Origin of the sequence: Bradyrhizobium sp. BLXBL-03 (assembly GCF_051853015.1) — a bacterium.
In the GTDB taxonomy this organism is placed as follows: domain Bacteria; phylum Pseudomonadota; class Alphaproteobacteria; order Rhizobiales; family Xanthobacteraceae; genus Bradyrhizobium; species Bradyrhizobium manausense.
Window position 1 is genome coordinate 7,802,614 of sequence record NZ_CP182470.1, and the last position, 26,099, is coordinate 7,828,712.

At 63.9% G+C, this 26,099-nt stretch carries 27 protein-coding genes and 1 pseudogene; 13 read left to right on the forward strand and 15 right to left on the reverse strand.

Annotated elements, in window-relative coordinates; genetic code table 11:
* Window positions 1-8: 8 nt before the first annotated feature.
* The 5 genes and pseudogenes from ACNJX9_RS36785 (at window position 9) to ACNJX9_RS36805 (ending at window position 5,395) form a co-directional block, all read left to right on the forward strand.
* Entirely contained in the window at window positions 9-1,193 is a 1,185-nt protein-coding gene (locus tag ACNJX9_RS36785; RefSeq protein WP_439406993.1) for an ABC transporter substrate-binding protein, read from the forward strand.
* Window positions 1,194-1,208: 15 nt separating this feature from the next.
* Window positions 1,209-2,732 (forward strand): annotated as a pseudogene (locus ACNJX9_RS36790) (acyl-CoA synthetase); the annotation flags it as partial.
* Window positions 2,733-3,042: 310 nt separating this feature from the next.
* Window positions 3,043-3,600 carry an HNH endonuclease gene (locus ACNJX9_RS36795; RefSeq protein WP_220006090.1) on the forward strand — a complete coding sequence of 186 codons (558 nt, stop codon included), beginning with the start codon at window positions 3,043-3,045 and terminating at the stop codon, window positions 3,598-3,600.
* A 112-nt stretch (window positions 3,601-3,712) separates the two neighbouring features.
* Entirely contained in the window at window positions 3,713-5,050 is a 1,338-nt protein-coding gene (locus ACNJX9_RS36800) for a glycosyltransferase family 87 protein (RefSeq protein WP_439406995.1), read from the forward strand.
* A gap of 123 nt (window positions 5,051-5,173) precedes the next feature.
* Window positions 5,174-5,395 (forward strand): dodecin, encoded by a 222-nt coding sequence (locus ACNJX9_RS36805; RefSeq protein WP_057746461.1) that lies wholly within the window; start codon window positions 5,174-5,176, stop codon window positions 5,393-5,395.
* A gap of 84 nt (window positions 5,396-5,479) precedes the next feature.
* Here the strand turns inward: ACNJX9_RS36805 and ACNJX9_RS36810 are convergent, their stop codons facing one another.
* The 6 genes from ACNJX9_RS36810 to ACNJX9_RS36835 all read right to left on the reverse strand — a co-directional run bounded on the left by ACNJX9_RS36810 (window position 5,480) and on the right by ACNJX9_RS36835 (window position 12,783).
* The gene (locus ACNJX9_RS36810) at window positions 5,480-6,448 is read right to left on the reverse strand and encodes an ABC transporter ATP-binding protein (protein ID WP_057746458.1); all 969 of its coding nucleotides are present in this window, start codon (window positions 6,446-6,448) and stop codon (window positions 5,480-5,482) included.
* Window positions 6,445-7,440: an ABC transporter ATP-binding protein gene (locus tag ACNJX9_RS36815; RefSeq protein ID WP_439406997.1), complete on the reverse strand. Its 996-nt coding sequence runs from the start codon at window positions 7,438-7,440 to the stop codon at window positions 6,445-6,447. Before ACNJX9_RS36815 ends, ACNJX9_RS36810 begins: the two co-directional genes overlap by 4 nt.
* Window positions 7,440-8,357 (reverse strand): ABC transporter permease, encoded by a 918-nt coding sequence (locus tag ACNJX9_RS36820; RefSeq protein ID WP_439406999.1) that lies wholly within the window; start codon window positions 8,355-8,357, stop codon window positions 7,440-7,442. The genes ACNJX9_RS36815 and ACNJX9_RS36820 overlap by 1 nt, the downstream gene beginning before the upstream one ends.
* Window positions 8,323-9,282, reverse strand: a complete 960-nt coding sequence (locus ACNJX9_RS36825; RefSeq protein WP_057746454.1) for an ABC transporter permease — start codon at window positions 9,280-9,282, stop codon at window positions 8,323-8,325. Before ACNJX9_RS36825 ends, ACNJX9_RS36820 begins: the two co-directional genes overlap by 35 nt.
* 29 nt (window positions 9,283-9,311) lie before the next feature.
* Complete coding sequence (locus tag ACNJX9_RS36830) at window positions 9,312-11,102, reverse strand: peptide ABC transporter substrate-binding protein (RefSeq protein WP_439407001.1); 1,791 nt, start codon at window positions 11,100-11,102, stop codon at window positions 9,312-9,314.
* 262 nt (window positions 11,103-11,364) lie between these two features.
* Entirely contained in the window at window positions 11,365-12,783 is a 1,419-nt protein-coding gene (locus tag ACNJX9_RS36835) for a M20 family metallopeptidase (RefSeq protein ID WP_439407003.1), read from the reverse strand.
* Between the two features lie 285 nt (window positions 12,784-13,068).
* Here ACNJX9_RS36835 and ACNJX9_RS36840 point away from each other — a divergent pair, with 285 nt between their 5' ends.
* The 3 genes from ACNJX9_RS36840 (at window position 13,069) to ACNJX9_RS36850 (ending at window position 15,442) form a co-directional block, all read left to right on the forward strand.
* Window positions 13,069-14,058: a S1C family serine protease gene (locus ACNJX9_RS36840; protein WP_057746445.1), complete on the forward strand. Its 990-nt coding sequence runs from the start codon at window positions 13,069-13,071 to the stop codon at window positions 14,056-14,058.
* A gap of 20 nt (window positions 14,059-14,078) precedes the next feature.
* Window positions 14,079-15,149: a phospholipase gene (locus tag ACNJX9_RS36845; protein WP_057746442.1), complete on the forward strand. Its 1,071-nt coding sequence runs from the start codon at window positions 14,079-14,081 to the stop codon at window positions 15,147-15,149.
* Window positions 15,150-15,235: 86 nt separating this feature from the next.
* Window positions 15,236-15,442 (forward strand): hypothetical protein, encoded by a 207-nt coding sequence (locus tag ACNJX9_RS36850; protein WP_057746439.1) that lies wholly within the window; start codon window positions 15,236-15,238, stop codon window positions 15,440-15,442.
* Window positions 15,443-15,524: 82 nt separating this feature from the next.
* Here ACNJX9_RS36850 and ACNJX9_RS36855 read toward each other — a convergent pair whose 3' ends face one another.
* The 5 genes from ACNJX9_RS36855 to ACNJX9_RS36875 form a co-directional block, all read right to left on the reverse strand.
* On the reverse strand, window positions 15,525-16,184 hold the full coding sequence (locus tag ACNJX9_RS36855; RefSeq protein ID WP_057746436.1) for a DsbA family protein: 660 nt from the start codon (window positions 16,182-16,184) through the stop codon (window positions 15,525-15,527).
* A gap of 87 nt (window positions 16,185-16,271) precedes the next feature.
* Entirely contained in the window at window positions 16,272-16,994 is a 723-nt protein-coding gene (locus ACNJX9_RS36860) for an LrgB family protein (RefSeq protein WP_057746433.1), read from the reverse strand.
* Window positions 16,991-17,374 carry a CidA/LrgA family protein gene (locus tag ACNJX9_RS36865; RefSeq protein WP_057746429.1) on the reverse strand — a complete coding sequence of 128 codons (384 nt, stop codon included), beginning with the start codon at window positions 17,372-17,374 and terminating at the stop codon, window positions 16,991-16,993. The genes ACNJX9_RS36860 and ACNJX9_RS36865 overlap by 4 nt, the downstream gene beginning before the upstream one ends.
* A gap of 40 nt (window positions 17,375-17,414) precedes the next feature.
* The gene (locus tag ACNJX9_RS36870) at window positions 17,415-17,891 is read right to left on the reverse strand and encodes a PaaI family thioesterase (RefSeq protein WP_439407006.1); all 477 of its coding nucleotides are present in this window, start codon (window positions 17,889-17,891) and stop codon (window positions 17,415-17,417) included.
* Window positions 17,892-17,894: 3 nt separating this feature from the next.
* Window positions 17,895-18,323 carry an acyl-CoA thioesterase gene (locus ACNJX9_RS36875; RefSeq protein WP_439410203.1) on the reverse strand — a complete coding sequence of 143 codons (429 nt, stop codon included), beginning with the start codon at window positions 18,321-18,323 and terminating at the stop codon, window positions 17,895-17,897.
* 107 nt (window positions 18,324-18,430) lie between these two features.
* On the opposite strand from ACNJX9_RS36875, the gene ACNJX9_RS36880 reads away from it, so the two are divergent.
* Complete coding sequence (locus ACNJX9_RS36880) at window positions 18,431-18,979, forward strand: TetR/AcrR family transcriptional regulator (RefSeq protein ID WP_439407007.1); 549 nt, start codon at window positions 18,431-18,433, stop codon at window positions 18,977-18,979.
* Between the two features lie 47 nt (window positions 18,980-19,026).
* Here the strand turns inward: ACNJX9_RS36880 and ACNJX9_RS36885 are convergent, their stop codons facing one another.
* Window positions 19,027-19,527 carry a hypothetical protein gene (locus tag ACNJX9_RS36885; RefSeq protein ID WP_439407008.1) on the reverse strand — a complete coding sequence of 167 codons (501 nt, stop codon included), beginning with the start codon at window positions 19,525-19,527 and terminating at the stop codon, window positions 19,027-19,029.
* A 185-nt stretch (window positions 19,528-19,712) separates the two neighbouring features.
* Between ACNJX9_RS36885 and ACNJX9_RS36890 the strand changes: the two genes are divergently transcribed.
* Together ACNJX9_RS36890 and ACNJX9_RS36895 are read left to right on the forward strand one after the other, a co-directional pair.
* Window positions 19,713-20,006 (forward strand): PsiF family protein, encoded by a 294-nt coding sequence (locus ACNJX9_RS36890; protein WP_057746872.1) that lies wholly within the window; start codon window positions 19,713-19,715, stop codon window positions 20,004-20,006.
* A gap of 100 nt (window positions 20,007-20,106) precedes the next feature.
* On the forward strand, window positions 20,107-21,192 hold the full coding sequence (locus ACNJX9_RS36895) for an AbrB family transcriptional regulator (protein ID WP_439407009.1): 1,086 nt from the start codon (window positions 20,107-20,109) through the stop codon (window positions 21,190-21,192).
* Here the strand turns inward: ACNJX9_RS36895 and ACNJX9_RS36900 are convergent.
* Window positions 21,189-21,818 carry a pyridoxamine 5'-phosphate oxidase family protein gene (locus ACNJX9_RS36900; RefSeq protein ID WP_439407010.1) on the reverse strand — a complete coding sequence of 210 codons (630 nt, stop codon included), beginning with the start codon at window positions 21,816-21,818 and terminating at the stop codon, window positions 21,189-21,191. The genes ACNJX9_RS36895 and ACNJX9_RS36900 overlap by 4 nt on opposite strands.
* Before the next feature lie 124 nt (window positions 21,819-21,942).
* On the opposite strand from ACNJX9_RS36900, the gene ACNJX9_RS36905 reads away from it, so the two are divergent.
* Entirely contained in the window at window positions 21,943-22,827 is an 885-nt protein-coding gene (locus ACNJX9_RS36905) for a LysR family transcriptional regulator (RefSeq protein ID WP_439407011.1), read from the forward strand.
* Between the two features lie 83 nt (window positions 22,828-22,910).
* Here ACNJX9_RS36905 and ACNJX9_RS36910 read toward each other — a convergent pair whose 3' ends face one another.
* Together ACNJX9_RS36910 and pobA are read right to left on the reverse strand one after the other, a co-directional pair.
* Window positions 22,911-23,330, reverse strand: a complete 420-nt coding sequence (locus ACNJX9_RS36910; protein ID WP_271618319.1) for a PaaI family thioesterase — start codon at window positions 23,328-23,330, stop codon at window positions 22,911-22,913.
* Between the two features lie 246 nt (window positions 23,331-23,576).
* Window positions 23,577-24,746: a 4-hydroxybenzoate 3-monooxygenase gene (gene pobA / locus ACNJX9_RS36915; RefSeq protein WP_057746401.1), complete on the reverse strand. Its 1,170-nt coding sequence runs from the start codon at window positions 24,744-24,746 to the stop codon at window positions 23,577-23,579.
* A gap of 251 nt (window positions 24,747-24,997) precedes the next feature.
* Here pobA and ACNJX9_RS36920 point away from each other — a divergent pair, with 251 nt between their 5' ends.
* Window positions 24,998-26,014 carry a TRAP transporter substrate-binding protein gene (locus ACNJX9_RS36920; RefSeq protein ID WP_057746396.1) on the forward strand — a complete coding sequence of 339 codons (1,017 nt, stop codon included), beginning with the start codon at window positions 24,998-25,000 and terminating at the stop codon, window positions 26,012-26,014.
* Window positions 26,015-26,099 lie beyond the last annotated feature (85 nt).

A 26,099-nucleotide genomic window follows, 5' to 3' on the forward strand; every position in this document is an offset into this window, starting at 1 on the left:
AGGACATCATGAAGCTGGCAGCCGCACTGATCGGCCTATCGATGCTGGCGCTCGCAGCTGAAACCGCCCACGCCGAAGGCAGCGACGAGATCCGCATCGGGCAGACCCTGCCCTATAGCGGACCAGCCTCCGGCTTCGGCGCGATCGGACGGACCCAGGAGGCGTTCTTCGAGAAGGTCAACGCGGAAGGCGGCATCAACGGCCGCAAGGTCAAGTTCATCTCGCTGGACGATGCCTACTCGCCGCCGAAGACGGTCGAGCAGACCCGCAAGCTGGTGGAGCAGGACGAGGTGCTGATGATGTTCGGCTCGCTCGGCACCGCCACCAATAGCGCCGTGCAGCGCTACCTCAACGCCAAGAAGGTGCCCCAGCTGTTCGTGCTCTCGGGCGCGACCAAATGGGCCGATCCGCAGAAGAACCCGTGGACGATGCCGGGCATGGCGGCCTATGAATCCGAGGGCGCCGTCTATGCCAAATACGTCCTGCAGTCCAAGCCCGACGCGAAGATCGCCATCCTCTCGCAGAACGACGATTTCGGCCGTGACTATGTCGCAGGCTTCAAGCGTGCGCTCGGCGCCAAAGCCGCCAGCATGATCATCGCGGAAGCGAGCTACGAGACCAGCGCACCGACGATCAGCTCGCAGCTCTCGACGTTGAAAGCCTCGGGCGCCAACGTGCTGTTCGGCGTCGTGCTCGGAAAGTTCACCTCGCAGGCGATCAAGGGTGTGGCCGAGATCGGCTGGAAGCCGGACCTGTTCTTCGTGCCGACCTCGGCCTCCTCGATCTCGTTCCTCGAGCCGGCTGGGCTGGACAACGCGGTCGGACTGATCTCGTCGAGCAACCAGAAGGACACGTTGGACCCGCAATGGGCCGACGATCCCGGCGTGAAGGAATATTTCGCCTTCATGAAGCAGTACATGCCGAATGCGGACCTCTCCAACTCCAACCACGCGGCCGGCTACCACTACGCGACGCTGCTGATGACGGTGCTCCGAGCGTGCAAGGACGACGTCAGCCGCGACAACATCATGCGCCAGGCTGCCTTGCTGAAGGAGGTGAAGTTGCCGCTGCTGCTGCCAGGCATGTCTGTCACGACCGGCCCTGATGATTATTTGCCGTTCCAGCAGCTTCAGCTCCGCCGCTTCAACGGCAAGAGCTGGGTCGGGTTCGGCGACGTGCTGGACGATCGCTAGGCTCGCGCGAAACAAGGACACGCCATGATCATCAGCGGTGAACGCCGGATCGGCTATGACGAGATTCAGGCCCGCATCAGGCGGGCCGCGAGCGGGCTTCGCAGCCTGGGCCTCGCCGACGGCGCGCCGGTCGCCATGATGCTGCGCAACGATTTTGCGCTGTTCGAGGTGGTCGCGGCCTCGGCCGCGCTCGGCAGTCCGGTGGTGCCGATCAACTGGCATCTCAAGGCCGAGGAAGTCCGCTACATCCTCATCGACAGCGGCGCGAAGATCCTGGTCTGCCATGCCGATCTGCTGCCGCAGATCCGTTCCGGCCTGCCTGCGGACGTCCGCCTCCTCGTCGTTGCAACCCCGCCCGAGCTCACGTCGACCTTCGCAATTCCTCCGCGACTGGCTGAGGTGCCGGCCGGCCTGACCGATTGGGACAGCTGGCGCAACGGTCATCCGGAATCGCAGGAACCGCCGCGGCGTGCCGCAGCGATGATCTACACGTCGGGGACCACGGGCATGCCGAAGGGCGTAAGGCGCATGCCGATGCAGCCCGAGCAGGCCGCCGCCTCCGAGCGCGTCGGCGCGATCGCCTATGGCATCAAGCCGCGCGAGGACCAGGTCGTGCTGATCAACGGGCCGATGTATCACTCGGCGCCGCATTCCTACGGCATGCTGGCGTTCCGCAGCTTCTGCACCATCGTTCTGCAGGCGCGGTTCGACGCCGAGGAGCTGCTGGCGCTGATCGAGCGCCACCGAGTCACCCACGTCCACATGGTGCCGACCATGTTCGTCCGGCTGCTGCGGCTGCCCGATGCAATCAAGCAGCGCTACGACCTCTCGTCGCTGCGTTTCGTCGTGCACGGTGCTGCGCCCTGCCCACCCGAAATCAAGCGGGCCATGATCGACTGGTGGGGACCGGTCATCAACGAATATTTCGGCTCGACCGAGACCGGCATTCCGGTGTGGCACTCGGCCGAGGAGGCCTTGAAGAAGCCGGGCACGGTCGGCCGCGCCATCGAAGGCGGCATCGTCAAGATCTTCCGCGAGGACGGCAGCCTCTGCGGCGCCGGCGAGGTCGGCGAAATCTACATGCGCCAGACGGCGGTACCGGACTTCGACTATCACGGCAAGGCGCAGGCACGCGCCGAGGCCGGGCGCGACGGCCTCGTCAGCGTCGGCGACGTCGGCTATCTCGACCAGGACGGCTATCTCTTCCTGTGCGACCGCAAGCGCGACATGGTGATCTCGGGCGGCGTCAACATCTATCCCGCCGAGATCGAGAACGCGCTGATTGCGATGCGAGGGGTGCGCGATTGCGCCGTGTTCGGCATCCCCGACGCGGAATATGGCGAGCGGCTGTGCGCCTGCATCGAGCCGGAGACAGGGGCGCAGCTCTCCGCCGCCGGCGTGCAGGCGTTCCTGCGCGAGCGGCTGGCAAACTTCAAGGTGCCGAAGGAGGTCCAGTTCCTGGATGCGCTGCCCCGCGAGGCGACGGGGAAGATTTTCAAGCGCAAGCTGCGGGATCCCTATTGGGCAAACCGCGGCTAACGGGCCGAGTGCGGCAGGTCTATCTCGACACGCTGAAGGGGCGCATCCCGCCTGAGCAGGGCCAGATGCTCTCGCTGATTGGGTAAAGCACTTTTGTCGGCGAAATCGGGTTCATGAATTGGAAGGCCGCTCCGCGCCGGCTCCCCAGCCGGCCCTCCCAAATCACGGCATTTTTGGGCGTTTGCCACCCCGCCGCCGTATTGCTTGCACCTGAATAAGTCGCTCAACGGGCTTCACAATCCCGTCACGCTGCATGTAGTATGTCAGTACATGCTGCTTCGCAGCGTATATTGGAGGCCGGGAGCGTTACTTGAACGCACATGTCTCGCAAGGCAGTTGGCCGGTGCTGGTCCTGAACGCGGACTTCCGGCCGCTGAGTTACTACCCACTGTCTCTGTGGTCGTGGCAGGACGCGATCAAGGCGGTGTTCCTCGACCGCGTCAATATCGTAGCGCATTACGACCAGGCGGTTCACAGTCCCACGCTGCAAATGCAGCTGCCGAGCGTGGTTTCGCTCAAATCCTTCGTCAAGCCGACCACGCATCCCGCCTTCACCCGGTTCAACGTCTTCCTGCGCGACCGCTTCGCCTGCCAATATTGCGGCTCGCCCGACGATCTTACCTTCGATCACATCATCCCGCGCAGCAAAGGCGGTCAGACCACCTGGGAGAACGTGGTCGCGGCGTGCTCGCCCTGTAACCTGCGCAAGGGCAATCTGACGCCGGCTCAGGCAAAAATGTTTCCGCGCCAGAACGCGTTCGCGCCGACCGTGCACCAGCTCCACCGCAACGGCCGCCTGTTCCCGCCAAACTATCTGCACGATAGCTGGCTGGACTACCTCTACTGGGATACGGAGCTGGATCCGTAGGGCAGCGCGCGACTTCCAGCCGCCGCGATCTCGATCCGGCGCAGCGGTCGCGGCAAGGCGCGCCCCAAATCCTTCTTGATTCGTTACCGTCCCTTAAAGCTCTGATGGCAGTTTGGCCGGGATCTGCGGGGCCTGCACGCCGCTGATTGGTCAGGTCGGGTCGTCGCTTATGTTTGCCGAGGCGCTGGAAGCGGTTCAATTTTCGCCATCGAAACGGATCGCCTATGTCCGCTTCGTGCTGGCGGCACTGGCCGTGATGGTGCTGTTCAAGACGTTGAGGTTTGGGCGCTGGGGCGTCTTCCAGATCCGCGAGCTCTCCGATTTCGACGCCTTTTACATCGCCGCGCAACAGGTGTGGCGCGGCCAGGTCGAACTGGTCTACCGGTTCGAAACGCTGATGCAGTTCCAGGCCGAGGCTGCGCATGGAGCAACCGGCTTCATGCCCTGGACCTACCCGCCGCAGTTCGACCTGCTCGTCGCACCGCTGGCGCTGCTGCCGATTGGCATCGCCTATCTCGTGTTCATCGTCGCAACGCTCGCGACCTACTTGCTGATGCTTCGCGCCATTGCGGGCGCGAATTTCGCCCATGTCCTGGTCGCACTGTTTCCCGCGCTTGCGATCACGATCGGCGGCGGACAGAACGGCTTTCTCACCGGCACCCTGATTGGCCTGGTCTGCCTCAACGTGGAGCGGCGCCAGCTTGTCGCCGGCCTCGCGCTGGGTGCGATGGTGATCAAGCCGCATCTCGCCATCGCGGTCGGCGTCTACATGCTGGCGACACGCCGCTGGGTGGCGCTCGCGACCGCCGCGACCGTCGTGCTGGCAAGCTCCATGGTCTGCACACTGGTGTTCGGCTGGCAGATCTGGACCGCATGGCTTGGCGCGATCGGGGAATCGGCGCGTTTTCTCGATCAGGGCATTTACCCGCTGCTGCGAATGATCTCGACCTACGCGGCGCTTTCCCGTGCGGGCGTTCCGCCCATTCTTGCCTTCTGGACGCAGGCAGCGGTCGCGAGCCTTGCGCTTTGCGCGGTGGTGCTTGCCGTTTGGCTCGGCGCGGCGCGCAAGATGTCGCCTCGATTCGCCCTCGGCATCACCGCCATGGTCTCGGTGATGATCAGCCCCTACGCCTATGACTATGATCTGCCCATGATCGGCATCGGCCTCGCCTTGCTGCTTCCCGATCTGGCGCTGCTGGCGAGCGCGCGCGAACGCGGCGTCATCTACGGGCTGATCCTGCTGGCCGGCGCCTACGGCATGCTTCAATCGGCGCGGCTGGCGGCGCAGTTCGGCGAGGAACAGGCCTATCTCGCCGGACTGACCGACAGGTTTGCGCCGGCCCTCGGCGGCTTCGCGATGATGGCCTTGCTGGCCGTGCTGCTGCGGCTGCTCTGGCGCGGAATGCAGTCCGCATCCGTCCTACCGCGAGCCGCCCAGGCTGCGGAATAGCGCCATTACGTTCGCGACAGAGCCAGCGTCACGCCGCCGCGCGAGGGAACCGGAACGGCCGGTACCCGTTCAATCGGAGCCCATGCGGAAGCGAAGGCTGCCGCGCAACCAGGGAGGCTCACCATGCCCACCGCCGAGAAGGATCATGTCTACAAGATCCTGGAACTGGTCGGATCGTCCGAGACCTCGATCGACGACGCCATAAAAAATGCTGTCAGCCGCGCGTCCAAGACCATCCGCGAGATGAAATGGTTCGAGGTGGTGCAGACCCGTGGCCACATCGAGAACGGTGCGGTGCGCCACTACCAGGTGACGCTGCGCGTCGGCTTTACGCTGGAAGGGTGAGGCGGGCTTGCGTCGATAAAGCTCGCTCGTCAGCGCACCGTAGCCGCCGAGAATGCCAACCGCGCAACTTTAAGCCAGGTGACTTTAAGCCAGGTGACACGCCACGTAATGTCCGCCCGCGCCTTCCTTCAGCTCCGGCGCGGCTTCCGCGCAGCGGGGCTGGGCGATCGGGCAGCGGGTGTGGAAGTGACAGCCTGACGGCGGCTTCATCGGGCTCGGCACGTCGCCCTTGAGGCGGATGCGGTTGCGCTTGAGCTTGGGATCCGGCACCGGCACCGCGGAGAGCAGTGCCTTGGTGTAGGGATGCTGCGGATTGCGATAGAGATCGCTCGCCTTCGCCAGCTCGACGATGCGGCCGAGATACATCACCGCGACACGGTCGGAGATGTGCTCGACCACCGACAAATCGTGCGCCACGAACAGATAGGTGAGGTTCAGCTCGGCCTGGAGATCTTCCAGCAGGTTGATGACCTGCGCCTGGATCGAGACGTCGAGCGCGGATACCGGCTCGTCGCAGACGATCAGCTTCGGCTCGACCGCAAGGGCGCGTGCGATCACGATGCGCTGGCGCTGGCCGCCGGAGAATTCATGCGGATAACGTCGCATGTGCTCGGCCTTGAGGCCGACCTTGACCAGCAAGCCCGCGACGCGTTCCTCACGCTCCCTGGCGTTGGCTGCGAGATTGTGGATGGTGAAGGCTTCGCCGAGGATCGAGCCGACCGTCATGCGCGGATTGAGCGAGGCGAACGGATCCTGGAACACGAGCTGCATGTTCCGCCGCATCGCCCGCAGATCGTTGCCGCCGAGGTTGCGCACGTTCTGACCGTCGAAGGTGACTTCGCCATCGGTCGGCTCGATCAGGCGCAACACGCAGCGTCCCGTGGTCGACTTGCCGCAACCGGACTCGCCGACCAGACCAAGCGTCTCGCCGCGATTGACGGAGAACGACACGCCGTCGACCGCATAGACGGTGCCGACCTGGCGCGACAGCAGGCCGCCGAGCACGGGGAAATATTTCTTCAGGCCGCTGACGCGGAGCAAGGGCTCGCTCATGCCGCGCCTCCCAATTGCGGATCGCCGAGATGACAGGCCATGCGGTGGCCGGGCGCGATCTCGCGCAGCAACGGCTCCTTCGCGGTGCAGACGTTCATGGCGAACTTACAGCGCGGCGCGAAGCGGCAGCCGACCGGCGGATTGATCAGGATCGGCACCGAGCCGCCGATCGCCTCGAGCCGCGTCTTGTGCTCGCTGTCGAGATCGATGCGCGGAATCGAGCGGATCAGGCCTTGCGTGTAGGGATGGCGCGGATCGGCGAAAAGAGCGTCGACGCCGGCTTCCTCCACCACCTTGCCGGCATACATCACGACAACCCGCTGCGCCGTTTCGGCGACCACGCCCATGGCATGGGTGATCAGCATCACCGCCATGCCGAAGCGCTCCTTCATGTCCTGGAGCAGGTCGAGGATCTGCGCCTGGATGGTGACGTCGAGCGCAGTGGTCGGCTCGTCGGCGATGATCAGCTTGGGCTTGCAGGCCAGCGCCATCGCGATCATCACGCGCTGGCGCATGCCGCCGGAGAACTGGTGCGGATAGTTGTGCACACGGCCTTCGGCGTTCGGGATCTGCACCAGCTTCAGCATCTCGATGGTGCGCTCGAGCGCCTGCTTCCTGGTGACGCTCTCGTGCCGGCGCAGGCTCTCGGCGATCTGCTCGCCGACGGTGAGCACCGGATTGAGCGAGGTCATCGGCTCCTGGAAGATGAAGCCGATCTCCTTGGCGCGGATTTCGTCGAGCTGGCTGCTCGTCAACGGCACCAGATCGCGGCCTTCGAAGATGATCTCCCCTGCGGCGATGCGGCCCGGCGGCATCGCGATCAGCTTCAGGATCGACATTGCGGTCACGGTCTTGCCGCAGCCGGATTCGCCGACGACGCAGAGCGTCTCGCCCTTGTTGATGGTGATGTCGACGCCGTCGACGGCCTGGAGGATGCCGTCATCGGTAGAGAAGTGGGTCTTGAGGCCTTTGATCTCGAGCAGCGGCGCCATCAGATCACCCGTCGCGCATCGAGCGCGTCGCGCAGACCGTCGCCGATGAAGTTGATGGCGACGACCGCGATGAAGATCGCGCCACCCGGGAACAGGGCCCAGTGCGGGCCGATATCGAGGAAGTCCTTGGCGTCGAACAGCAGCCGGCCCCAGGTCGGGGTATCAGGCGGGAAGCCGAGACCGAGAAAGGACAGCGTCGATTCCGCAATGATGGCGGCGGCAACATCGATGGTGCCGGCGATGATCACCGGGCCGAGCGCATTGGGCAGGATGTGCTTCACCACCTGCCGCACGGGGCTCGCACCAAGCGCACGCGCGGCCTCGACGAACTCCTTCTCTCGGATCGACAGGAACTGGGCGCGGACGAGGCGCGCCACCGGCATCCAGCGCAGGCCGCCGATCACGAGCACGATCAGGATGAAGATGCCGCCCTCGGGACCGAACGTCGCTTTCAACGCGTCGCGGAACAGATAGATGAGCATCAAGAGCAGCGGCAGTGCCGGCAGCGACAGAAAGAGGTCGGTGAGCCACATCAGACCGTGCCCAAGCGCGCCGCGCGACATGCCGGCCAGCGCGCCGATCAAGGTCCCGATGAAGACCGAGACCAGCATCGCGGCGAGCCCGACGGCAAGCGAGATGCGCCCGCCATAGATCATGCGCGCCAGGATGTCCTGGCCGAGATCGTCGGTGCCGAAAGGATGGGTGAGCGATGGCCCCTGCAGGCCGGCGACGATGTCGATGTCGTTGATCTTGACGCGCCAGATGAAGGGACCGACGACGACCGCCAGGATCAGAACGAGAAGCAGGAAGGCGCTGACCACGGCGAGCTTGTGGCGGCTATAGCGCCGCCACGTCTCGCGCCAGGGCGAATAGACGCCCCGCTCAGCGGAGGGAGATGCGAGGGTCAAGCCAGCCATACAGGACGTCCGCGATGAGATTGAACAGCACCACGAGGCACGCGAAAACGAAGGTGACGGCCATCACCACCGGCGTGTCGTTGGAAAGGATGGAGGAGATCAGCAGCGATCCGATGCCGGGAATACGGAAGATCTGCTCGGTGACGAGGGCGCCGCCGAACACTGCAGGCATCTGCAACGCGATCAGCGTGACCACCGGGATCATGGCATTGCGCATCACGTGCTTGACGATGACCTTGGCCTGGCCGAGCCCCTTGGCGCGCGCCGTGGTGACATAGTCGAGCCTGATGACGTCGAGCATCGCCGAACGGACGAAGCGCGTCATCGACGCTGCCTGGAACAGGCCGAGCACCGCCACGGGCATGATGGCCTGACGAATCATCTCCAGCACATAGTGGATGCCGGTGGCCTTGATGTCGGTGGTGTAGACAAAGGGCAGCCAGTCCAGCGTGACCGAGAAGATCAGGATGAACAGGAGACCGGTGAAGAAGGTCGGCAGCGAGAAGCCGATGAAGGCGAGCGTGTTCGCGATCTGGTCGAACAACGAATAGGGCTTGGTGGCGGCATAGACCCCGACGGGGATGGCGATCAGGAGTGCCAGGACCTGCGCCGAGCCGATCACGTAGAGCGTGGCCGGCAGGCGCTGGAGGATCAGCCTGTCGACGTCCATCCTGCTGACGAAGGAGAAGCCCCAATCGCCGTGCGCCATGGCAAAGAGCCAGTGCAGGTAGCGGAGATAGATCGGATCGTCGAGGCCGAACCTGGCCCGAAGTGCGGCCTGCACTTCGGGTGGCACGTTCGGATTGGTCGCCAACTCCGAAAAGGGATCGCCGGGCGCGAGCGCCAGCACGAAGAACAGCACCGCCGAAATGCCGAGCAGGCTCGGAATGGCGATCAGAAGGCGACGCAGGACATACTGGCTCATGGGGAAGAATCCCGTCTATGTCCGCGCGATCATGCCCCCCGATACCAGTCCTGGATGTTGTCGGTCCGGTTGGCCCAGCCCGAGACGACCGGCTGCAGCGCGGTGGCGCAGGCATCCACCGTCAGGCGGTGCATCACCGGGATGAACACGACATCCTGCCACAGCATGTCGTTGCACTTGATGTAGAGCGCGGCGCGCTTGACCGGGTCGATCTCGGTCTCCGCAGCCTCGATCGCGGCGTCGTAGTCCTTGTTGACCCAGCGCGGGAAGTTCTGCCCCTGCCATTTGTTGTCTTTGCTGGCGACCTGGCTCGAGATGTAGCGCTTCATGTGCAGGGCAGGATCGGGCTGCGTCATCGGGATCTGGAACTCCTCGATGTCGGTGTAGAACTTCGAATAGGTGTCGGGATTGGCGACGTCGGAGGAGAAGAACACCGAGGCGACGACCGATTTCAGCTCGACGTCGATGCCCGCCTTCTGGCAGGCCTGCTTGACGATCGCCTGTGTCTTCTGGCGCGGACCGTTGATCGAGGTCTGGTAGACGAACTTCAGCTTCTTGCCGTCCTTCTCGCGGATGCCGTCGGCACCGGCCTTCCATCCGGCCTTCTCGAGCAGCGCGATCGCCTTCTCGAGGCTGAACTCCCATTTGGTGTTCTTGGACACGAAGTCCTCGGGACCATTGAGGTAGTTCGAGGTGGTGCGACCGGCGCGGCCGTAGATCGCCTTCTTCACGGACTCGCGGTCGACGAGCAAAGCGAGCGCCTGACGCACCGCGAGGTCCGACAGGATTGGATGCTTGGTCTTTATCGAGGACCGTTCCCCATCGACCTCGGTGTTCGGATCGGTGAAGTTGACCGCAATGAACTCGATGTCGCCGCCCACGGCATAGGTGGTCTTGCCCTTGCCACCCTTCTCGAGGCGCAGCAGCACTTCGTCCTCGACCTGCATGTTCCAGGCGAAATCGAATTCGCCGGTCTGGATCACGGCTCGCGCCGCGGAGACGGCATCGCCGCCCCCCTTCATCTCGATGGTGTCGAAATGCGGACGGTTGGGCATGTGGTACTCGGGATTGAGCTCACCGCGGATCAGGTCGCCCGGCTTGAACTCGACGAATTTGTAGGGGCCGGTGCCGACCGGGGCCAGATTGGTCGGCGCTTCGCGGGACTTCGAACCCTTGTAGTCCGCAAACAGATGTTTCGGGATAATGCATCCATAGGCGCCGACGAACGCATTGGCCCAGAACGGCGTCGGCTTGTTGAACACAAGCCGGATGGTGAGGTCATCGACCTTTTCGACCGTCATGTCGGCATAGGTGCTGATCGAGACGGCCGCCGTGGCGGGGTCGCTGGCATAGGCCCAGGTAAAGACGAGATCGTCGGCCGTCAGGGGTTTGCCGTCGTGCCATTTGACCCCGGGCTTGATCTTCCAGGTCACCGACTTGCCGTCAGCGGCAAGACCGCCATTCTTGATCGACGGGATCTCGGCGGCGAGGATCGGATTGAGGTGGCCGTCGACGTCCCAGCTGGCGAGCGGCTCATAGAACAGACGCGAGCCGTCCTGATCCTTGGTGCCGGTGGCGAAATGCGGATTGAGCAGGGTCGGTCCCTGCCACCACAGCAGCTTGAGCGGGCCACCGCCGCCGCGCTTGGTCGGCGGATAGGGCGACGGGCTCTGCGCCATGGCAACGCCGCCGATGGCGAGGATCTGGTTCGCCATGGGGGCAGTGAGACCGACAGCGGCCAGGCGCTGAATGAAGGCGCGGCGATCCATCCGCCCGTCCTTCACGTCACCGATCATCGAACGCAGTTCTTTGTCCAGCATGGTTATCCCCCGTCTGGTTCCCATATGCTTGCGGGCGGCCGCGGAACGGCCGCCTGGGTTTTGGCTGGCGGTAGATGGCACACCGAATAGGTCGCACGTCAACTGCAGCCGTGTGTGTGCAAACGATGTTCTGGCTGTCGGTTGGGCAAAATTTCATTCCGCAGCCCAACGGTTCGGCATTCCAGCGTCAAAATCCGCTGGAAACCTAGTTGCACTGCGAAAAATTTGTTCGCGAGATCAGACGAAGTATCGAGATTGAATTCTACGCGACGGACATATTGAGCGGCGGCGCGACATGGTCCGGCAGCGGGCAGACATAAGGCGTCTTGGCCGTCCGCTTCGTCAGATCGGCCTTCGCAGCCTTGATCAGTTCCGGTTCGCTCAACGCCTTGATGCCGAGGCCGGCCATGGCCTTGGCCGCCTGTACCATCGCCTTGTGCGCGTGGGGACTCTTGCCCTGCGCCACTACCTGCCAGGTGTGGAACGGCGTGCCGATTGCAACCGTTGGTGCGTGAACCTGCACGGTCGGCACCACCCAGCTGACGTCGCCCACGTCGGTCGAGCCGACCAGCGGGTTGCGCTTGGCATCCAGCGGCACCAGGAAGTCGGCCAGCGGCCGGTCGGTCGGCTCCATGCCGATCGCGTAATACACCGACGCGATGTCCTTGTCGGTCAGCGTCGCGCGGATCTGGCTGGCAAAGCCCTTGTCGGTGTCGTCGAAATGCGGCGGTCCGAGCTCCTCCATGACCCGATGCAGCGCCTGTTCCAGCGGCGTGTTCGGCAGGATGTTGGAGACTGCAGAGATGATCTTCATCTCGACCTTGGTCTCGGTCATCAAGGCCGCGCCCTCTGCGATCTTGCTGACGCGCCCGACCAGCTCGTTCATACCGGGAAGGTCCCGGGCACGAATGGAATAGCGCACCCGGGCGTGAGCCTGCACCACGTTGGGCGCAATGCCGCCGGTGTCCAGCAGCGCGTAATGCACGCGCGCATCGCTCGGCATGTGCTCGCGCATGTAGTTCACGCCAACATTCATCAGCTCGACCGCGTCGAGCGCGGAACGGCCGAGATGGGGCGAAGCCGCCGCATGCGAGGTGCGGCCGGTGAAGATGAAGTCGGCGCGGGTGTTGGCGAGCGACGGCGTCACCGCGACTTCCCAGAAACTATGCGGATGCCACGTAATGGCGATATCGGCGTCCTCGAACGCGCCCGAGCGCACCATGAACGCTTTGGCTGCGCCGCCTTCTTCCGCCGGGCAACCGTAATAGCGCACGCGGCCTGGCACCTTGTTCTCGGCGAGCCAGTCCTTGACCGCGGTCGCGGCGAGCAGGGCGGCGGAGCCGAGCAGATTGTGACCGCAACCATGGCCGTGACCGCCGGTTTCGACCGGACGGTGTTCGGCAACGCCGGCCTCCTGGCTGAGGCCTGGCAGCGCATCGTATTCACCCATGAAGGCGATGACCGGGCCGCCCTCGCCCCATTCCCCCATCACCGCTGTCGGAATGCCCGCGACCTTCTCGGTGATGCGGAAACCCTGGTGGCGCAGCTCAGCGAGATGCTCGGCGCAGGAGCGCGCTTCGGTGTAGCAGACCTCGGGCATGCCCCAGACCTTGTCGCTGAGGTCGATGAAGCGTCCCTTGATCGTGTCGATGCCACGCCAGATGTCGCTGCGATTGTCCATGGTTCTGTCCGTGATCTCTTGGCCAACGAAGCGGCAATGGTTAGCAGCTTCATTGCACCCCGCCTAGCATCTCGCGGGACAGCAGCCATGCGACCGGTGCCGGAAGGGGCAACCGCCGGGCGAATTTGGGCGAACAATTTCTGTCGTCCTCCGAAATCGGCGTCACGACATCTGGAATAGTTGCGGTCAAGTCTTTCAAGACGGCCTCCTGCGGCCTAAATTATGCTTGCTTCGTGCGTTGTTCCGCAGCCTCGGCGGAGCGATGCTCTCAGCCAGGAGAACTCCATGACTGTTCTGACCGAATGGAGAGTGCCGCCGGCCTATCAGCCGCGTGCGAGCGACTACGGCTTCGATCTTGACCGTGCGCTCGGTTCCGTTGTCGGCCTCCACGCCATCATCCCGCCAGACGCCTTCAGCGCGGAAACGCTCGGCACCGAGCGCGCTGGCAATGGCGTCGTGATCGACGACGGGCTGGTGCTCACGATCGGCTATCTCATCACGGAGGCGGAATCCGTCTGGCTTCATCGCGGCGACGGACACGTGGTGGAGGGACATGTGCTCGGCTTCGACGCCGTCACCGGCTTCGGCCTGGTGCAGGCGCTCGGACGGCTCGACATCGAGCCGCTGCCGCTCGGCTCCTCGGCGGACGTCAGGCTCGGCGACCGCGTCGTGGTCGGCGGCGCCGGAGGGCGGACGCGCTCGGTCGCGAGCCAGATCGTCGCCAAGCAGGAATTCGCCGGATATTGGGAGTATCTGCTCGACGAGGCCTTGTTCACCTATCCCGCCCATCCGAATTGGGGCGGCACGGGATTGATCAACGAGCGCGGCGAATTGATCGGCATCGGCTCGCTCCAGCTTGATCGTGAGCGCGACGGCAAGGCCGAGCACGTCAACATGGTCGTGCCGATCGACCTGTTGAAACCGATCCTCGACGACCTGCGCAAGTTTGGCCGCGTCAACAAGCCAGCGCGGCCATGGCTCGGGCTCTATTCGACCGAGATCGACAACCGCGTCGTGGTGATCGGGATCTCCGCCAATGGTCCGGCTGCTCGCGCCGAGCTCAAGACCGGCGACGTGATCCTGGCCGTGGATGGTGAGAAGGTCACGAGCCAGACGAGCTTCTACAAGAAGATGTGGGCGCTCGGCCCTGCCGGCGTCGACGTGCCTCTCACCGTGCATCATCAGGGCAGCGCGCATCATGAGGGCGTCACCTTCGACGTCACGGTGACGTCGACTGATCGCTTCAAGCTTCTGAAGGCGCCGAAGCTGCACTAGTCCAGCCAAGGGAAGCAGCAATGACCGAGGCCGTCGTCGACGACATCGTGGCCGTGCTGCCGCCGCTGCTCAACGCGCTGGAAGCGCTCGGCTACTTCGCCCGGCATTTGCATCCGCCGGCCTTCGGCTCGGTCATGAACGCGATCGGCGCGCCTGACGATGCGCTGCAAGGCGCGCGCGCTGCGATCGGAGAATGGCCGGAGCAATTTGCCGGGCTTCGCGAGCGGCTCGATCTCGCCTGCAACGAGACGCTATCAGCCTTTGCCGGCATCCGTGACGTCGAGCGCGGCAATGGCGATCTCGTCTCCGTCTTCCGCGCGCTGCGCCACCTGCCGCGCGCGCAAGAGGTGCTCTATCCGCTGTCGGTGCAATTCCCGCCAGTGAGCAATTTCTTCCTCAACACCGCCAAGCGCGAGAATGAGGAACTGCTATCGCGGCTAGAGGTCGGCGCGAGCGAGCGCACCGGCATCTTCCACGATCACAACGAGCCCGGCAGCCGTGGCGGCTTCTCGGTCTATGTACCCGAATATTACACGCCGGACCGCGCCTGGCCGCTGGTGATGGCGCTGCATGGCGGCAGCGGCAATGGTCGCGGCTTCCTGTGGAGCTGGCTGCGCGATGCGCGCAGCTTGGGCGCGATCCTGGTGGCGCCGACGGCGACGGGGCAGACCTGGGCGCTGATGGGCGACGACACCGACACGCCCAACCTGATGCGCATTCTCGAGACCGTCCGCGGCCGCTGGACCATCGACGCCTCACGCATGTTGCTGTCAGGCATGAGCGACGGCGGCACCTTCTGCTATGTCAGCGGGCTTGACGGCGCCTCGCCCTTCACCCATCTCGCGCCGGTGTCGGCGACTTTCCATCCGCTGATGGCGGAGATGGCCGACGCTACGCGGCTTCAGGGCCTGCCTGTCTTTATCACTCACGGAAAGCTCGACTGGATGTTTCCGGTGCAGACCGCGCGGCAAACGCAAGCAGCCCTCACGGCCGCGGGCGCCAAGGTCACCTACCGTGAGATCGATGATCTCAGTCACACCTATCCGCGCGAGATCAACGCGGAGCTGCTGCAATGGCTGAACGGGGCGTGAACGAGGCGTCCTTACCCGCGCCCTACTGTCGCGGAACCATTCACTCCGGGCCGACGTTATCCGCCCGACACACCGGAGGGTTCTCCATGCAGACTTTTTTCGGAATGATCCTGGGCGCGCTGCTGCTTGCTTGCAGCGTCTATGTCTATGATTCCATGCAGACGTCGTCAGTCGCCAATGGCGAGGTCGCGATCACCAATCGCACCATCGTGAACTGGGACGTTGCAAAGGCCGATTGGGACCTGCTGCGCGATCGCGCGCACAAGGACTGGGTCAAGATCTCGTCCAAGTAATTCGATCAACCTGATATGAACAAGGCGCCGTCGCGGATCCGCGGCGGCGCCTTTGTCTTGACTGCGACCAGCACGGCGATATTCAGTTCATCTTGGCTTTGCGGGCGTCGGCGATGACCTGCTCGAATTCGTTCATGCTGAGCACGCCGGGGACGCGATACTTGCCGACGATGAAGGACGGCGTGCCGTTGAAGCCGAAAGCTTCGGCCTGCTCGTTGTTGCGCTTGAGGATCGCGTCGATGTCCTTGGCGTGCGCGGTGAGGTCGCCCTTGAGACGATCCATGTCGACTCCGACCGAGGCGAGCAGCTCGTTGATGCGCGATTCGGTCAGGCGCGAGCTGACGCCCATCATGGCGTCATGGGCCTTGTGATACTTGTCCTGGTATTTCGCGGCGAGTGCGATACGGGCGGCCGCCACCGAGACCGACCCGAGGATCGGCCAGTCCTTCAAAACCAGCCTGACCTTGCCGTCGTCCTGGACGACCTGGCGCAGCTCCGGCTCGAGCTTGCGGCAATAGGGGCAATTGTAGTCGGACCATTCGATGATGCTGATGTTGCCATCGGGATTGCCGGCAACGGGAACATCGGGATCGCGCAGCACCTTGGCTTCGGTCAGCACCTCGTCATCACCGGTGGCCGCGCGTGCCAAGGTCATCCCGCCAGCCGCAAGGGCGCCCGCGCCCATCAGCGTCAGCGCCGTTCGGCGCGTCGGCATAAGTCCCCTATTCCGATATCCAGCCATATCTTGTCCCGTTTCGGTCCCATCGCAGCAAATACGCGTCAGGACCGGGAGTTGTTACAGACAATATAGAGTGTTGCGGAGGCGATGTCATCGCAGCAGCAGAGTCACCACCAAAGGGACCAGAAACGAGGTCACCAGAGCGTTCAGGCTCATGGCGATACCGGAGAACACGCCGGCGATCTCGTCGACCTGGAACGCTCGGGCAGTCCCGATGCCGTGCGCGGCAAGTCCGGCGGCAAAACCGCGGGCGCGAAAATCGGTCACACCGGTACGATTCATCAGCGGCGTGACGATAATGGCACCCATAATCCCCGTGAGGATCACCGCAACCGCCGTCAGTGATGGGTCCGCATGCAGGGATTCCGCGATGCCCATGGCAACGCCCGCCGTGACCGATTTCGGCGCCAACGACAGCACCACATCGCGCGGCAGGCCAGCGAACTCCGCCAGCAGCACGACAGAAACCACGGCCGTCACCGAGCCCGCCACCAGCGCCACCAGCATCGGCACAATGGATGAGACCACGCGCCTGCGGTTCTCGTAGAGGGGCACGGCGAGCGCGACGGTGGCGGGCCCGAGCAGGAAGTGCACGAACTGCGCGCCGGCGAAATAGGTGGTGTAGGAGGTGCCCGTTACGAGCAGGAACGCTCCGATGATCCACATTGCATGCAGCACGGGATTGGCGAATGGATGGCGCCGCGTCGCCAGCGACACGGCATCCGTGGTGGCATAGACCAGCAGCGTCACCGTCAGCCAGAGCAGCGGTGATTGCGACAGATAGACCCAGAGCGAGAACGGATTGTCCTTCATGGGACGTCCTGCTGTCGCAACAGACGGCTGACCAGGCGGAAGGTCAGGACGGTCACCAGCAAAGTCACGACCACCGAGGCTGCCAGGATCAGAATGATGGCAACGCCATGAGAGGCGAGCAGATCGAGCTTTTGCACGACGCCGACGGCGGCGGGCACGAACAGCAGCGACAGATGCGCCAGCAGCCCCTTGCTCGCGGTCTCCACGCCGTCGTTCCGCAATGGCCCACGCGCGAGCAGTGCAAACCGGTCGCGGGCGAGCAGCAGGATCAGAAGCAGGAGCAGGCCGAGCACAGGCCCAGGCAGCGGCAGGCCGAGGCCGCGGACCACGGCTTCGCCGATCAATTGGCAGAGCAGGATGAGGCTGAGACTCGCGAGCATGACGCATCAAGGGATGCGCTGCAGGGCTTGTCAATTGCCGCTAGGCGTGGGATTGGCGCGGCTCGTGCGAAGCGGTTGCGCGGGGCAGCATTGCCATCAGCGTGCCGGTCATGGTCGCGATCAGTGTGGTCTTGCCCTCGTGTTCGGCAAAAGCCTTGGCTTCGCAGAAGGTAAGTGTACGGCCGGGCTTGACGACCTCGGCCTTGAAGACAAAGCGTTCGCCGCGGGCCGGCGCGAGCAGCGTGGTCTTGAACTCGACCGTGAGGATATCGGCCTCTGATGGCATCAGCGTGAAGGCGGCGACGCCGCAGGCATTGTCGAGCCCGGCGGTGATGATGCCGGCATGGACAAAGCCGTTCTGCTGTGTGAAGGCGGCCGAATGCAGCATGGCGAGCTCGACCTCGCCTGGCGCGAGGCGGACGATCACGATGCCGAGCGTGTGCATCGCCGGCTGCCGCTCGAACATCGCGATGGCCGCCGCACGATAGCCGGGGTTATTCGGCTCGAACGCAGCCATGGCTCAGGCCTCGACCGGTTCGACAAGATGCCTCAGAGCGAGCTCGCGGATCACAGCCTCGAATGGCACCGATTTGCGCTGGCTGCGGTCCATGTGCACACCGATGATTTCGCAAGTTGCGGCGAGTTCGCCGGTCTCGGCATTGGTCAAGTCGTGCCGAAAGCGGATCGACTTGTCGCCAACTTCGAGCAGATGGCTGCGGATCTCGACGATGTCGCCGGCGAGCAACTCGCGCTTGTAGCTGATGTTCTGCTGCACCGCTGCCATGCCGCGGCCGGAGATGCGCAGATAGCTCGGCGTCAGCCCGAGCCGGGCGAACAGATTCCAATTGGCCTCGTCGAACTTGCCGACATACCACATGATGTTCATGTGGCCGACATGATCGCAGTGCCAGGGATAGACCGTGCCGCGGTAGGTTGCCTCCTGCTCCATCGTCATTGCCCGCCCTTGCCGTGTCTTGATTTTGATACGCTAGCGTATCAAGCGCCGAACGCGTTAGCAATACGGCACCGTATCAAGAACCGGTGAGGGCTTCATTTATGAACGACGGCAAGGGCGACGTCTGGGTCGAGGCAGGATTCAAGGAGCTTGCCCGTGCAGGCGTCGGGGGTGTCAGGGTCGAGGTGCTCGCCAAGAATCTCGGCGTCACCAAAGGCGGCTTCTACCGCCGCTTCGCCGACCGCGCCGCGCTGCTGGAGGCCATGCTGGTGCACTGGCGCGAGGGCCGTTCGACCTCGATCGCGCAGCAGACCAGCCTTGACGGCGAAGCACCCCGCGATCGGCTGAAGGCGGTGATCCAGCTCTACTCCGAGCGGCTCAATCCGGAAGGCATGGCGATCGAGCTCGCGATCAGGCAATGGGCGCGTTCAGACGAGAGCGCCGCGGCGGCGGTCGCAAGTGTCGATGCGGCGCGGCTGAAGCACGTCGCCGAACTCTATCGCGCGACCGGCCTTGAAGCCGAAGAAGCTGAAGCACAGGCCTTCCTGTTCTACTGCTTCATCTTCGGCCAGAGCCTGTTGTTCGTCGAGCGCGGCCCGCGCAAGCGATCGCAGCTCGTGGCGAAGTCGGCCGAAAAACTGCTGGACTGAAACAAGAGGCCGGAGCCTGGCTCCGGCCTCGACGTGATCTCGAAGCCTCAGGCGGCGCCTTTCAGCTTCTTGTTGCATTCGCTGTAATAGCCGCCGCCCTTTGCGATCCACTTCATGCCGCCATTGCCGTTGGTGGTCTTGTTGGCATTGTATTGGTCGACACAGGTGTGAAGGCGGGCCTTGCCGGCGGTCTCCTTGGCGTATTTCGGATCGACGGCGTTCGGGAAGATCGCCGGACCGGCCGGCAGGGTCGGCGCCGGAGCAGCTGCGGGCGCAACTTCCTTCTTCGCCGTCGTTGTCGCCGCCGGCGCGGACGGAGGTGCGGCGGGGGCAGCTGCGGTCGGCGCAGCCGCAGGCGTCGCGTCGGCGCCGCACTGGGCCTTGCGGAAGTCATTCCACTTCATGGTGCCGAGCGAGCCGTCCTTTTTGGCGGCTTGATACTTCGCGCTGCACTCCTGCGCGGTCAATGCCCGGGCCGGCGCACTCGCCACCAGCGCGGCAACGCCCGTTACCGCAATGGCACACAACAATTTCGCTTGAATGGTCATCCTTGGTCTCCCTCAGGGAAGCAAAACGAGGATTGCTATCGTAGCGTGTCGGCGACTTCGGACAAGAAAGCGATGGTGGCTGAGGCCAAAATATAGTGGCCGCTCCGGTCGTGTTATTCATGTGGCGTTCAGCAACGCGGGTCGACGTTCGCGGCCTCCGCAACTCTCGCAAGAAGAGCCACATCATGACCCTCGCCTCCCGCCTTGCCGTCGTCGCGATCGCCTCCCTGTTCGCCACCGGCACCGCCTTCGCCCAGACCGCGGCGCCGGCTGCCAAGTCCGATATGAAGACCGATGCTGCTACCACCACTGACAAGAAGGCGCCAAAGGAGCACTCGGCCGAGTCGCTGGAATGCTCCAAGCAGGCGGACGCCAAGGGCCTGCATGGCAAGGAGCGCAAGAAATTCCGCTCCGAATGCATCAAGACTGCGAAGGCCGGTGGCGCTGCCACGCCAGCGCCGGCCGCTGACAAGAAGTAACTCCGTCACAATCCTCGCCTCGCCTTTGGCGAGAGGCGCACGCATTGCGGCATGACGAGCCTGCAATTGTGCCCCTCTCGCCGATTTGCGATAAGGCGGCGTGAAGCAAATCACCGCCTCCCTTCCGTTCGAATGGCCGAGCCGTGCCAAGGTTTTAGGCACCGCGGAGACACTTATCATCGGCGCGGCCGGTGGATTGATGTTCCTTGCCCTGGGCTTGCCGGGCGGGTTGATCTCGGGATCGATGATCGCGGTCGGAATCGCCGCGATTGCCGGACGTCAGCTCTCGGTGCCGCCGCTCCTGACCCAGGCCGTGCTGGTGCTGCTCGGAATTTCGCTGGGCTCGGTCGTATCGCGCCATCTGATCCAGCAGGTCAGTGCCTATCCGCTGACCATCGGTCTTCTGGCGCTCGCCACCTTCTGCTCGACCTTCGGCTCCAGCTATTACTTGCAGCGCGTCCATGGCTGGGACCGCACCTCGGCCTTCCTGGCCGGCAGCCCCGGTGCGCTCTCGCAGATCACCATCCTGGCGGTTGAGCGCGGGGCCGATTTGCCTGGTATCGCGGTGGTGCAGACCATGCGCGTGATCATCCTGACGGCGGCGCTGCCAATGGTGCTGGCTATCGCGGGCGTCGCCCCCTCGGTCTCGCCATCTCTAACGACCGCGATCGCCTCGCCGCTCGATCTTCTGGAACTGGTTGCCGCTTCGCTGGCGGCGTCACTCGTGCTGCGGCTGATGAAATTTCCGGCGAGCTGGATGTTCGGCGCCATGATCGCCTCCAGCGTGCTGCACGGCGCGGGTTGGGTCGACGGCGGCCTGCCGAACTGGGTGCGCGGCGTGTCGCTGGTCGGCATCGGCGCGCTGATCGGCAGCCGCTTCGCCCGGATGCGCATCAAGACGCTGGCCGGCCACATCAACGCCGCGCTCGGCTCATTTGCCGTAGCCATCGCCGTCTCCGCCATCTTCGTCGGCATCGTCGCACTCACCACGCAGGTGAAATTCTCGGACGTCGTCGTCGCCTACGCGCCCGGTGCGATGGACGCGATGCTGGCGCTGGCGCTGACGTTGCACATCGATCCGATCTTCGTCGGCGCCCATCACCTGTCGCGCTTCGTGTTCGTGACAATTGCGACGCCTGGCATCGTGCACCTGTTCGGCCGCACGCAGGACGACGTGGACGACTAGCCGCCCTCCGCAGCCGCTGGTCCCCTCAGCGCGACAATTTCCGCCTCGAGCTCCGCAATCCGCTGATCCCTCGCGGCTAGCGCCGCCGCCACATCCGGGGCGTCGAACTTTTGCGGAATGTGCTGGGGGCAGTTGGTGTCCCAGGCCACGATCTTGAAGAGAATCACCTGCTCGGGCCGGGCGCGATAGCCCTTCGGCATCAGCGCATCCGTCAGCGCATCGTCATCCTCGACAACGCGCGCCTCGCCCCAGATCTTCACGCGACGGCGATGGGCATAGTCCATCACGAAAATGTAGGCCTTGGGGTTCTCGGAGAGATTTCCTTGAGACAGATATTGCTGATTGCCGGCATAGTCGGCGAAAGCAAGCGTCTGCTTGTCCAGCACCTTCAGAAATCCCTTCGGGCCGCCGCGATGCTGGATATAGGGCTGGCCGTCCGCCGATGCCGTGGCAAAGTAGAAGCTGTTGGCCTCAGCGAGGAAGGCCTCGAGGTTCTCGTCGACCTCGGTGCGCCAGCCGCGCTGCTCGACGCGGCCATAGGCTTCGCGCGAGCCCTTGCGTGCCTGGATCGCCTTCACAGCGGGGGTGAAGGCGACATCGCTGGCATAGGTACGAACTGCGGTCATCGGAACATCTCCTGAAAATTCCGGCGCATGTCTGCGGTCTTTCACGACCCAAGATCGACCTTCTGCCGTCTAGAACAATCAGGTGGCTTGACACTTCATCGTTGCGACATATGCAATAATGTCCATGGACCGCCTTGACGCCATGCGCGTTTTCATCACGGTCGCCGATCTGCGCGGCTTTGCGCCGGCGGCGCGCAAGCTAAGGCTATCGCCTTCGGCGGTGACGCGGCTGATTGCAGCGCTGGAGGAGCATCTTGGCGCGCGGCTGCTGCAGCGGACCACGCGACAGGTGCGGCTCACCGATGTCGGCAGGCGCTATCTGGAGCGCGCCCGGCGGATCCTCGCCGACGTCGATGAGGCCGACGGCGCGGCGCGGGAAGAGCGCAACCGGCCGAGCGGGCGGCTGGTGGTCTCGGCCCCGGTGGGTTTCGGCCGGCTCCATGTCGGGCCTGTCATGACCGACTATCTCAAGCGCTATCCCGAGGTGGCGGCCGAGCTCAGGCTGTCGGACAATCTCGTCAACCTTGTCGAGGACGCCGTCGATGCCGCGGTGCGGATCGGCCATCTTGCCGATTCCTCACTGGTCGCGCGTCAGGTCGGCGAGATGCGGCGGATCACGGTGGCAACGCCAGGCTATCTCAAGCGCCACGGCGAGCCGAGGACGCCGCAGGCGCTGTCTGAGCACCAGACGATCCAATTTGGTCCGTCCGCGAGCTGGCAGTTCATGCAGGACGGCCGGGGCATCGAGGTGACGCCAACTCCGCGCTTCACCAGCAACAGTGCCGACGCCGCCCTGCAATATGCCGAAGCCGGCGGCGGCATCACGCGCGTGCTGGCCTATCAGGCCGCCGAGGGCCTGAGGCGCGGACGCCTGAAGGTCCTGCTGGCGAAATACGAGCAGCCGGCGTTGCCGATCCACATCGTCTACCCGACCTCGCGGCTGCTCTCGGCCAAGGTGCGGGCGTTCATCGATCTCGTGGTGGAAACGACGGATTGGAAGTTTGGGTGAAGTCGTCATTCCGGGGCTCGCGAAGCGAGAACCCCGAATCTCGAGATTCCGGGTTCGGTGCTTCGCACCGCCCGGAATGACGGCTATCCCGGCTTCGGCACGACGCGAAACGTGCCGCTGGCCCGCGCGATCACGACGCCGTCGGCCTTGACCAGGCTCTGCGCGAAGCAGATCGTCTTGCCGGTCTTGATCACGTCGCTCTCGATCGAGCACCATTGGCCGGTCTCGGCCGAGCCGACGAAATCGATCGACAGCGAAACCGTCACGAATGAGGTGGTCCAGTTCGTCAGCTGGGCGCAGCTGTAGCCCATCGCGTTGTCGGCGAGCGCGGTGATAAGGCCGCCGTGGATCAAGCCACGCCCGTTGGTGTGCGGCCTTGCCAGCCGCAGGCCGATGATGACGGCACGGTCGGTCTTCTTCGCGTAGAGCGGCTCCCACGGTTCGGTCATCGGACTCTTGCGGGCGAGCGGCTCGAAGCCTTCGGGGATGTCGATGGAGGTCATGCGCGTCTCGCGTTGTTGATTGACAGCATTGAACGCGATGGACGAGACGAACGCATCAATTACAAAGTTTTAAACGGGATTTGCGCAGATGTTTGAAACGTGTGGTGTCGCATTGACAGTGCCGTAGGGTAGGTTAGCCGTAGGCGTAACCCACCACTTCTGTCTCCGCGGAAATCAAACAGGCGGGTTACGCCGAGCAGATGCGCTTCGCGCACTGCTTAGCCAACCCCACCCTACGGCACCTTCTTAGAACGGCAGCCCGACATAATTCTCCGACAGTGACGTCATCGCGGCCGGCGACTGCGTGACGTAGTCGAGCTCGGCGAGCTGGATGCGCGCGCCGATGCTGCCGGTGTCGGGGAATTTGTGCAGCATCGAGGTCATCCACCAGGAGAAGCGCACGGCCTTCCAGACGCGCGCCAGCGCCTTTGCGGAATAGGTATCGATGCCGGCACTCGATTTCTCGTCGTAGAACTCGCGAAGTGCGCCTGACAGATAATGCGCATCGCTGGCGGCGAGGTTCAGCCCCTTGGCGCCGGTCGGCGGCACGATGTGGGCAGCGTCGCCGCACAGGAACATCTTGCCGAAACGCATCGGCTCGGCGACGAAGCTGCGCAAGGGCGCAATGCTCTTCTCGATCGAGGGGCCGGTGATGAGACTGTCGGCCGCCTCCTGGTCGAGCCGGCGCTTCAGCTCATCCCAGAAGCGATCGTCCGGCCACTGATCGACATGGTCATCGAGCGAGCATTGCACGTAATGCCGGCTGCGCTTCATCGAGCGCATGGTGCAAAGCGCAAAGCCGCGCGCATGGTTGGAATAGATCAGCTCGTGGCTGACCGGCGGCGTCTCGGACAAGATGCCGAGCCAGCCGAACGGATAAACCCGCTCGAACTCCTCGATCGCCGTATCAGGCACGCTCGCGCGGCTGACGCCGTGGAAGCCGTCGCACCCGGCGATGAAATCGCAATCGAGCGTGTGGGTGACGCCATCCTTGACCCAGGTTACACGCGGGTGACTGCCGTCGAAATCATGCGGCTGCACATCCTTGGCCTCATAGACGGTGGTGAGACCGGCGGCTTTGCGCGCATTCATCAGGTCGAGCGTGACCTCGGTCTGGCCATAGATCATCACCGTCTTGCCGGTGGCGGCCTTCATGTCGATGCGGTGGCGGCTCCCGGAAAATGCCAGTTCGATACCCTCGTGCACCAGGCCTTCGGCATGCGCCCGCTTGCCGGCACCGACCTGATCGAGCAGCGCGACGGTGCCCTCCTCCAGCAGGCCGGCGCGGATGCGTCCGAGCACGTAGTCGGGGCTCTGCCGTTCCAGGATGACGTTGTCGATGCCGTAAATGTGCAGCAATTGCCCAAGCAACAATCCCGCCGGCCCGGCCCCGATGATTGCGACTTTTGTCCGCAATACTTGCTCCTCCCGATCCTGTAGGCTTCGTCGCGGCTCGCTTGTCGCGTTGATCCACGCAGGATAATTATATCATATAACGGTTTGGCAGAAAGGGAGGTTGGTCGCTCGGACAGCGACAAATCCGTGCAACAGCGCTGACGTAGATGACGCAGCAGTTCCGGCTTGAACGCGCCGGCCGATTAGATAACATGTTAATTAACAAGACCAGGCCATCGAAGCCTGCCGTCACGAAAGGGGAGAGATACGAAATGAGGAAGGCCTGTCTGGCTTTGCTGCTGGCAGCAAGCGTGACGCCTGCGTTCGCGCAGGACAAAACCGTCGACCTGAAGGTCTCGCACTGGGTGCCGGCGTCGCATCCGCTGCAAAAGTCTCTTGAAGACTGGGTGGCCGCAGTGAACAAGGATTCCGGCGGCACCATCACCGGCAAGGTGTTTCCGGCCCAGCAGCTCGGCAAGGCGTTCGACCATTACGACATGGCACGCGACGGCATCGCTGACGTCACCTATGTCAATCCCGGCTACCAGCCCGGCCGCTTCCCGGTCATCGGCGCCGGCGAATTGCCGTTCCTGATCTCTGACGCCAAGGGCGGCTCGATGGGGCTGGACGCCTGGTACCGCAAATACGCCGAGAAGGAGATGAAGGACGTCAAATACTGCCTCGCCTTCGTTCACTCGCCTTCGTCCTTCCACTCGCGCAGCAAGAAGATCGCCATGCCGGAGGACGTGAAGGGTATGAAGATCCGTCCCGCGCATGCCACCATGGCGAACTTCGTCACGGCGCTCGGCGGCACCAATGTGCAGTCCTCCGCCCCTGAAGTGCGCGACATTATCGAGCGCGGCGTCGCCGACGGCGTCACCTTTCCCTGGGGCTCGCTGGTGCTGTTCGGCATCGACAAGGTCACCAAGTTCCACATGGAAGCGCCGCTCTACACCACGACCTTCGTGTTCGTGATCAACAAGGACAAGTACAATGCGATGTCCGACAAGCAGAAGGCCGCGGTCGACAAGAACTGCTCGACCGAGATGGCCGGCGTGGTTGGCGAGCACTGGGGCAAGTTCGAAGATGCCGGCGTCGACAAGGTGAAGGCGGAAGAAGGTCACGAGGTCTACAAGCTATCCCCGGACCAGACCGCCGCCTGGAAGAAGGCCGCCGAACCGCTGGTCAAGACCTGGGGCGATGGCGTCAAGAAGACCGGCATCGATCCGAACGCTGCGCTGGCGGAATTGAAGGCGTCGTTGAAGAAGTACAACGCACTGGCGGAGTGAGACTACACCTCTCCCGCTTGCTTGCGGGAGAGGTCGGCGCGTTCCGGGCGATGCGAAGCATCGTCCCGAGTGCCGGGTGAGGGCT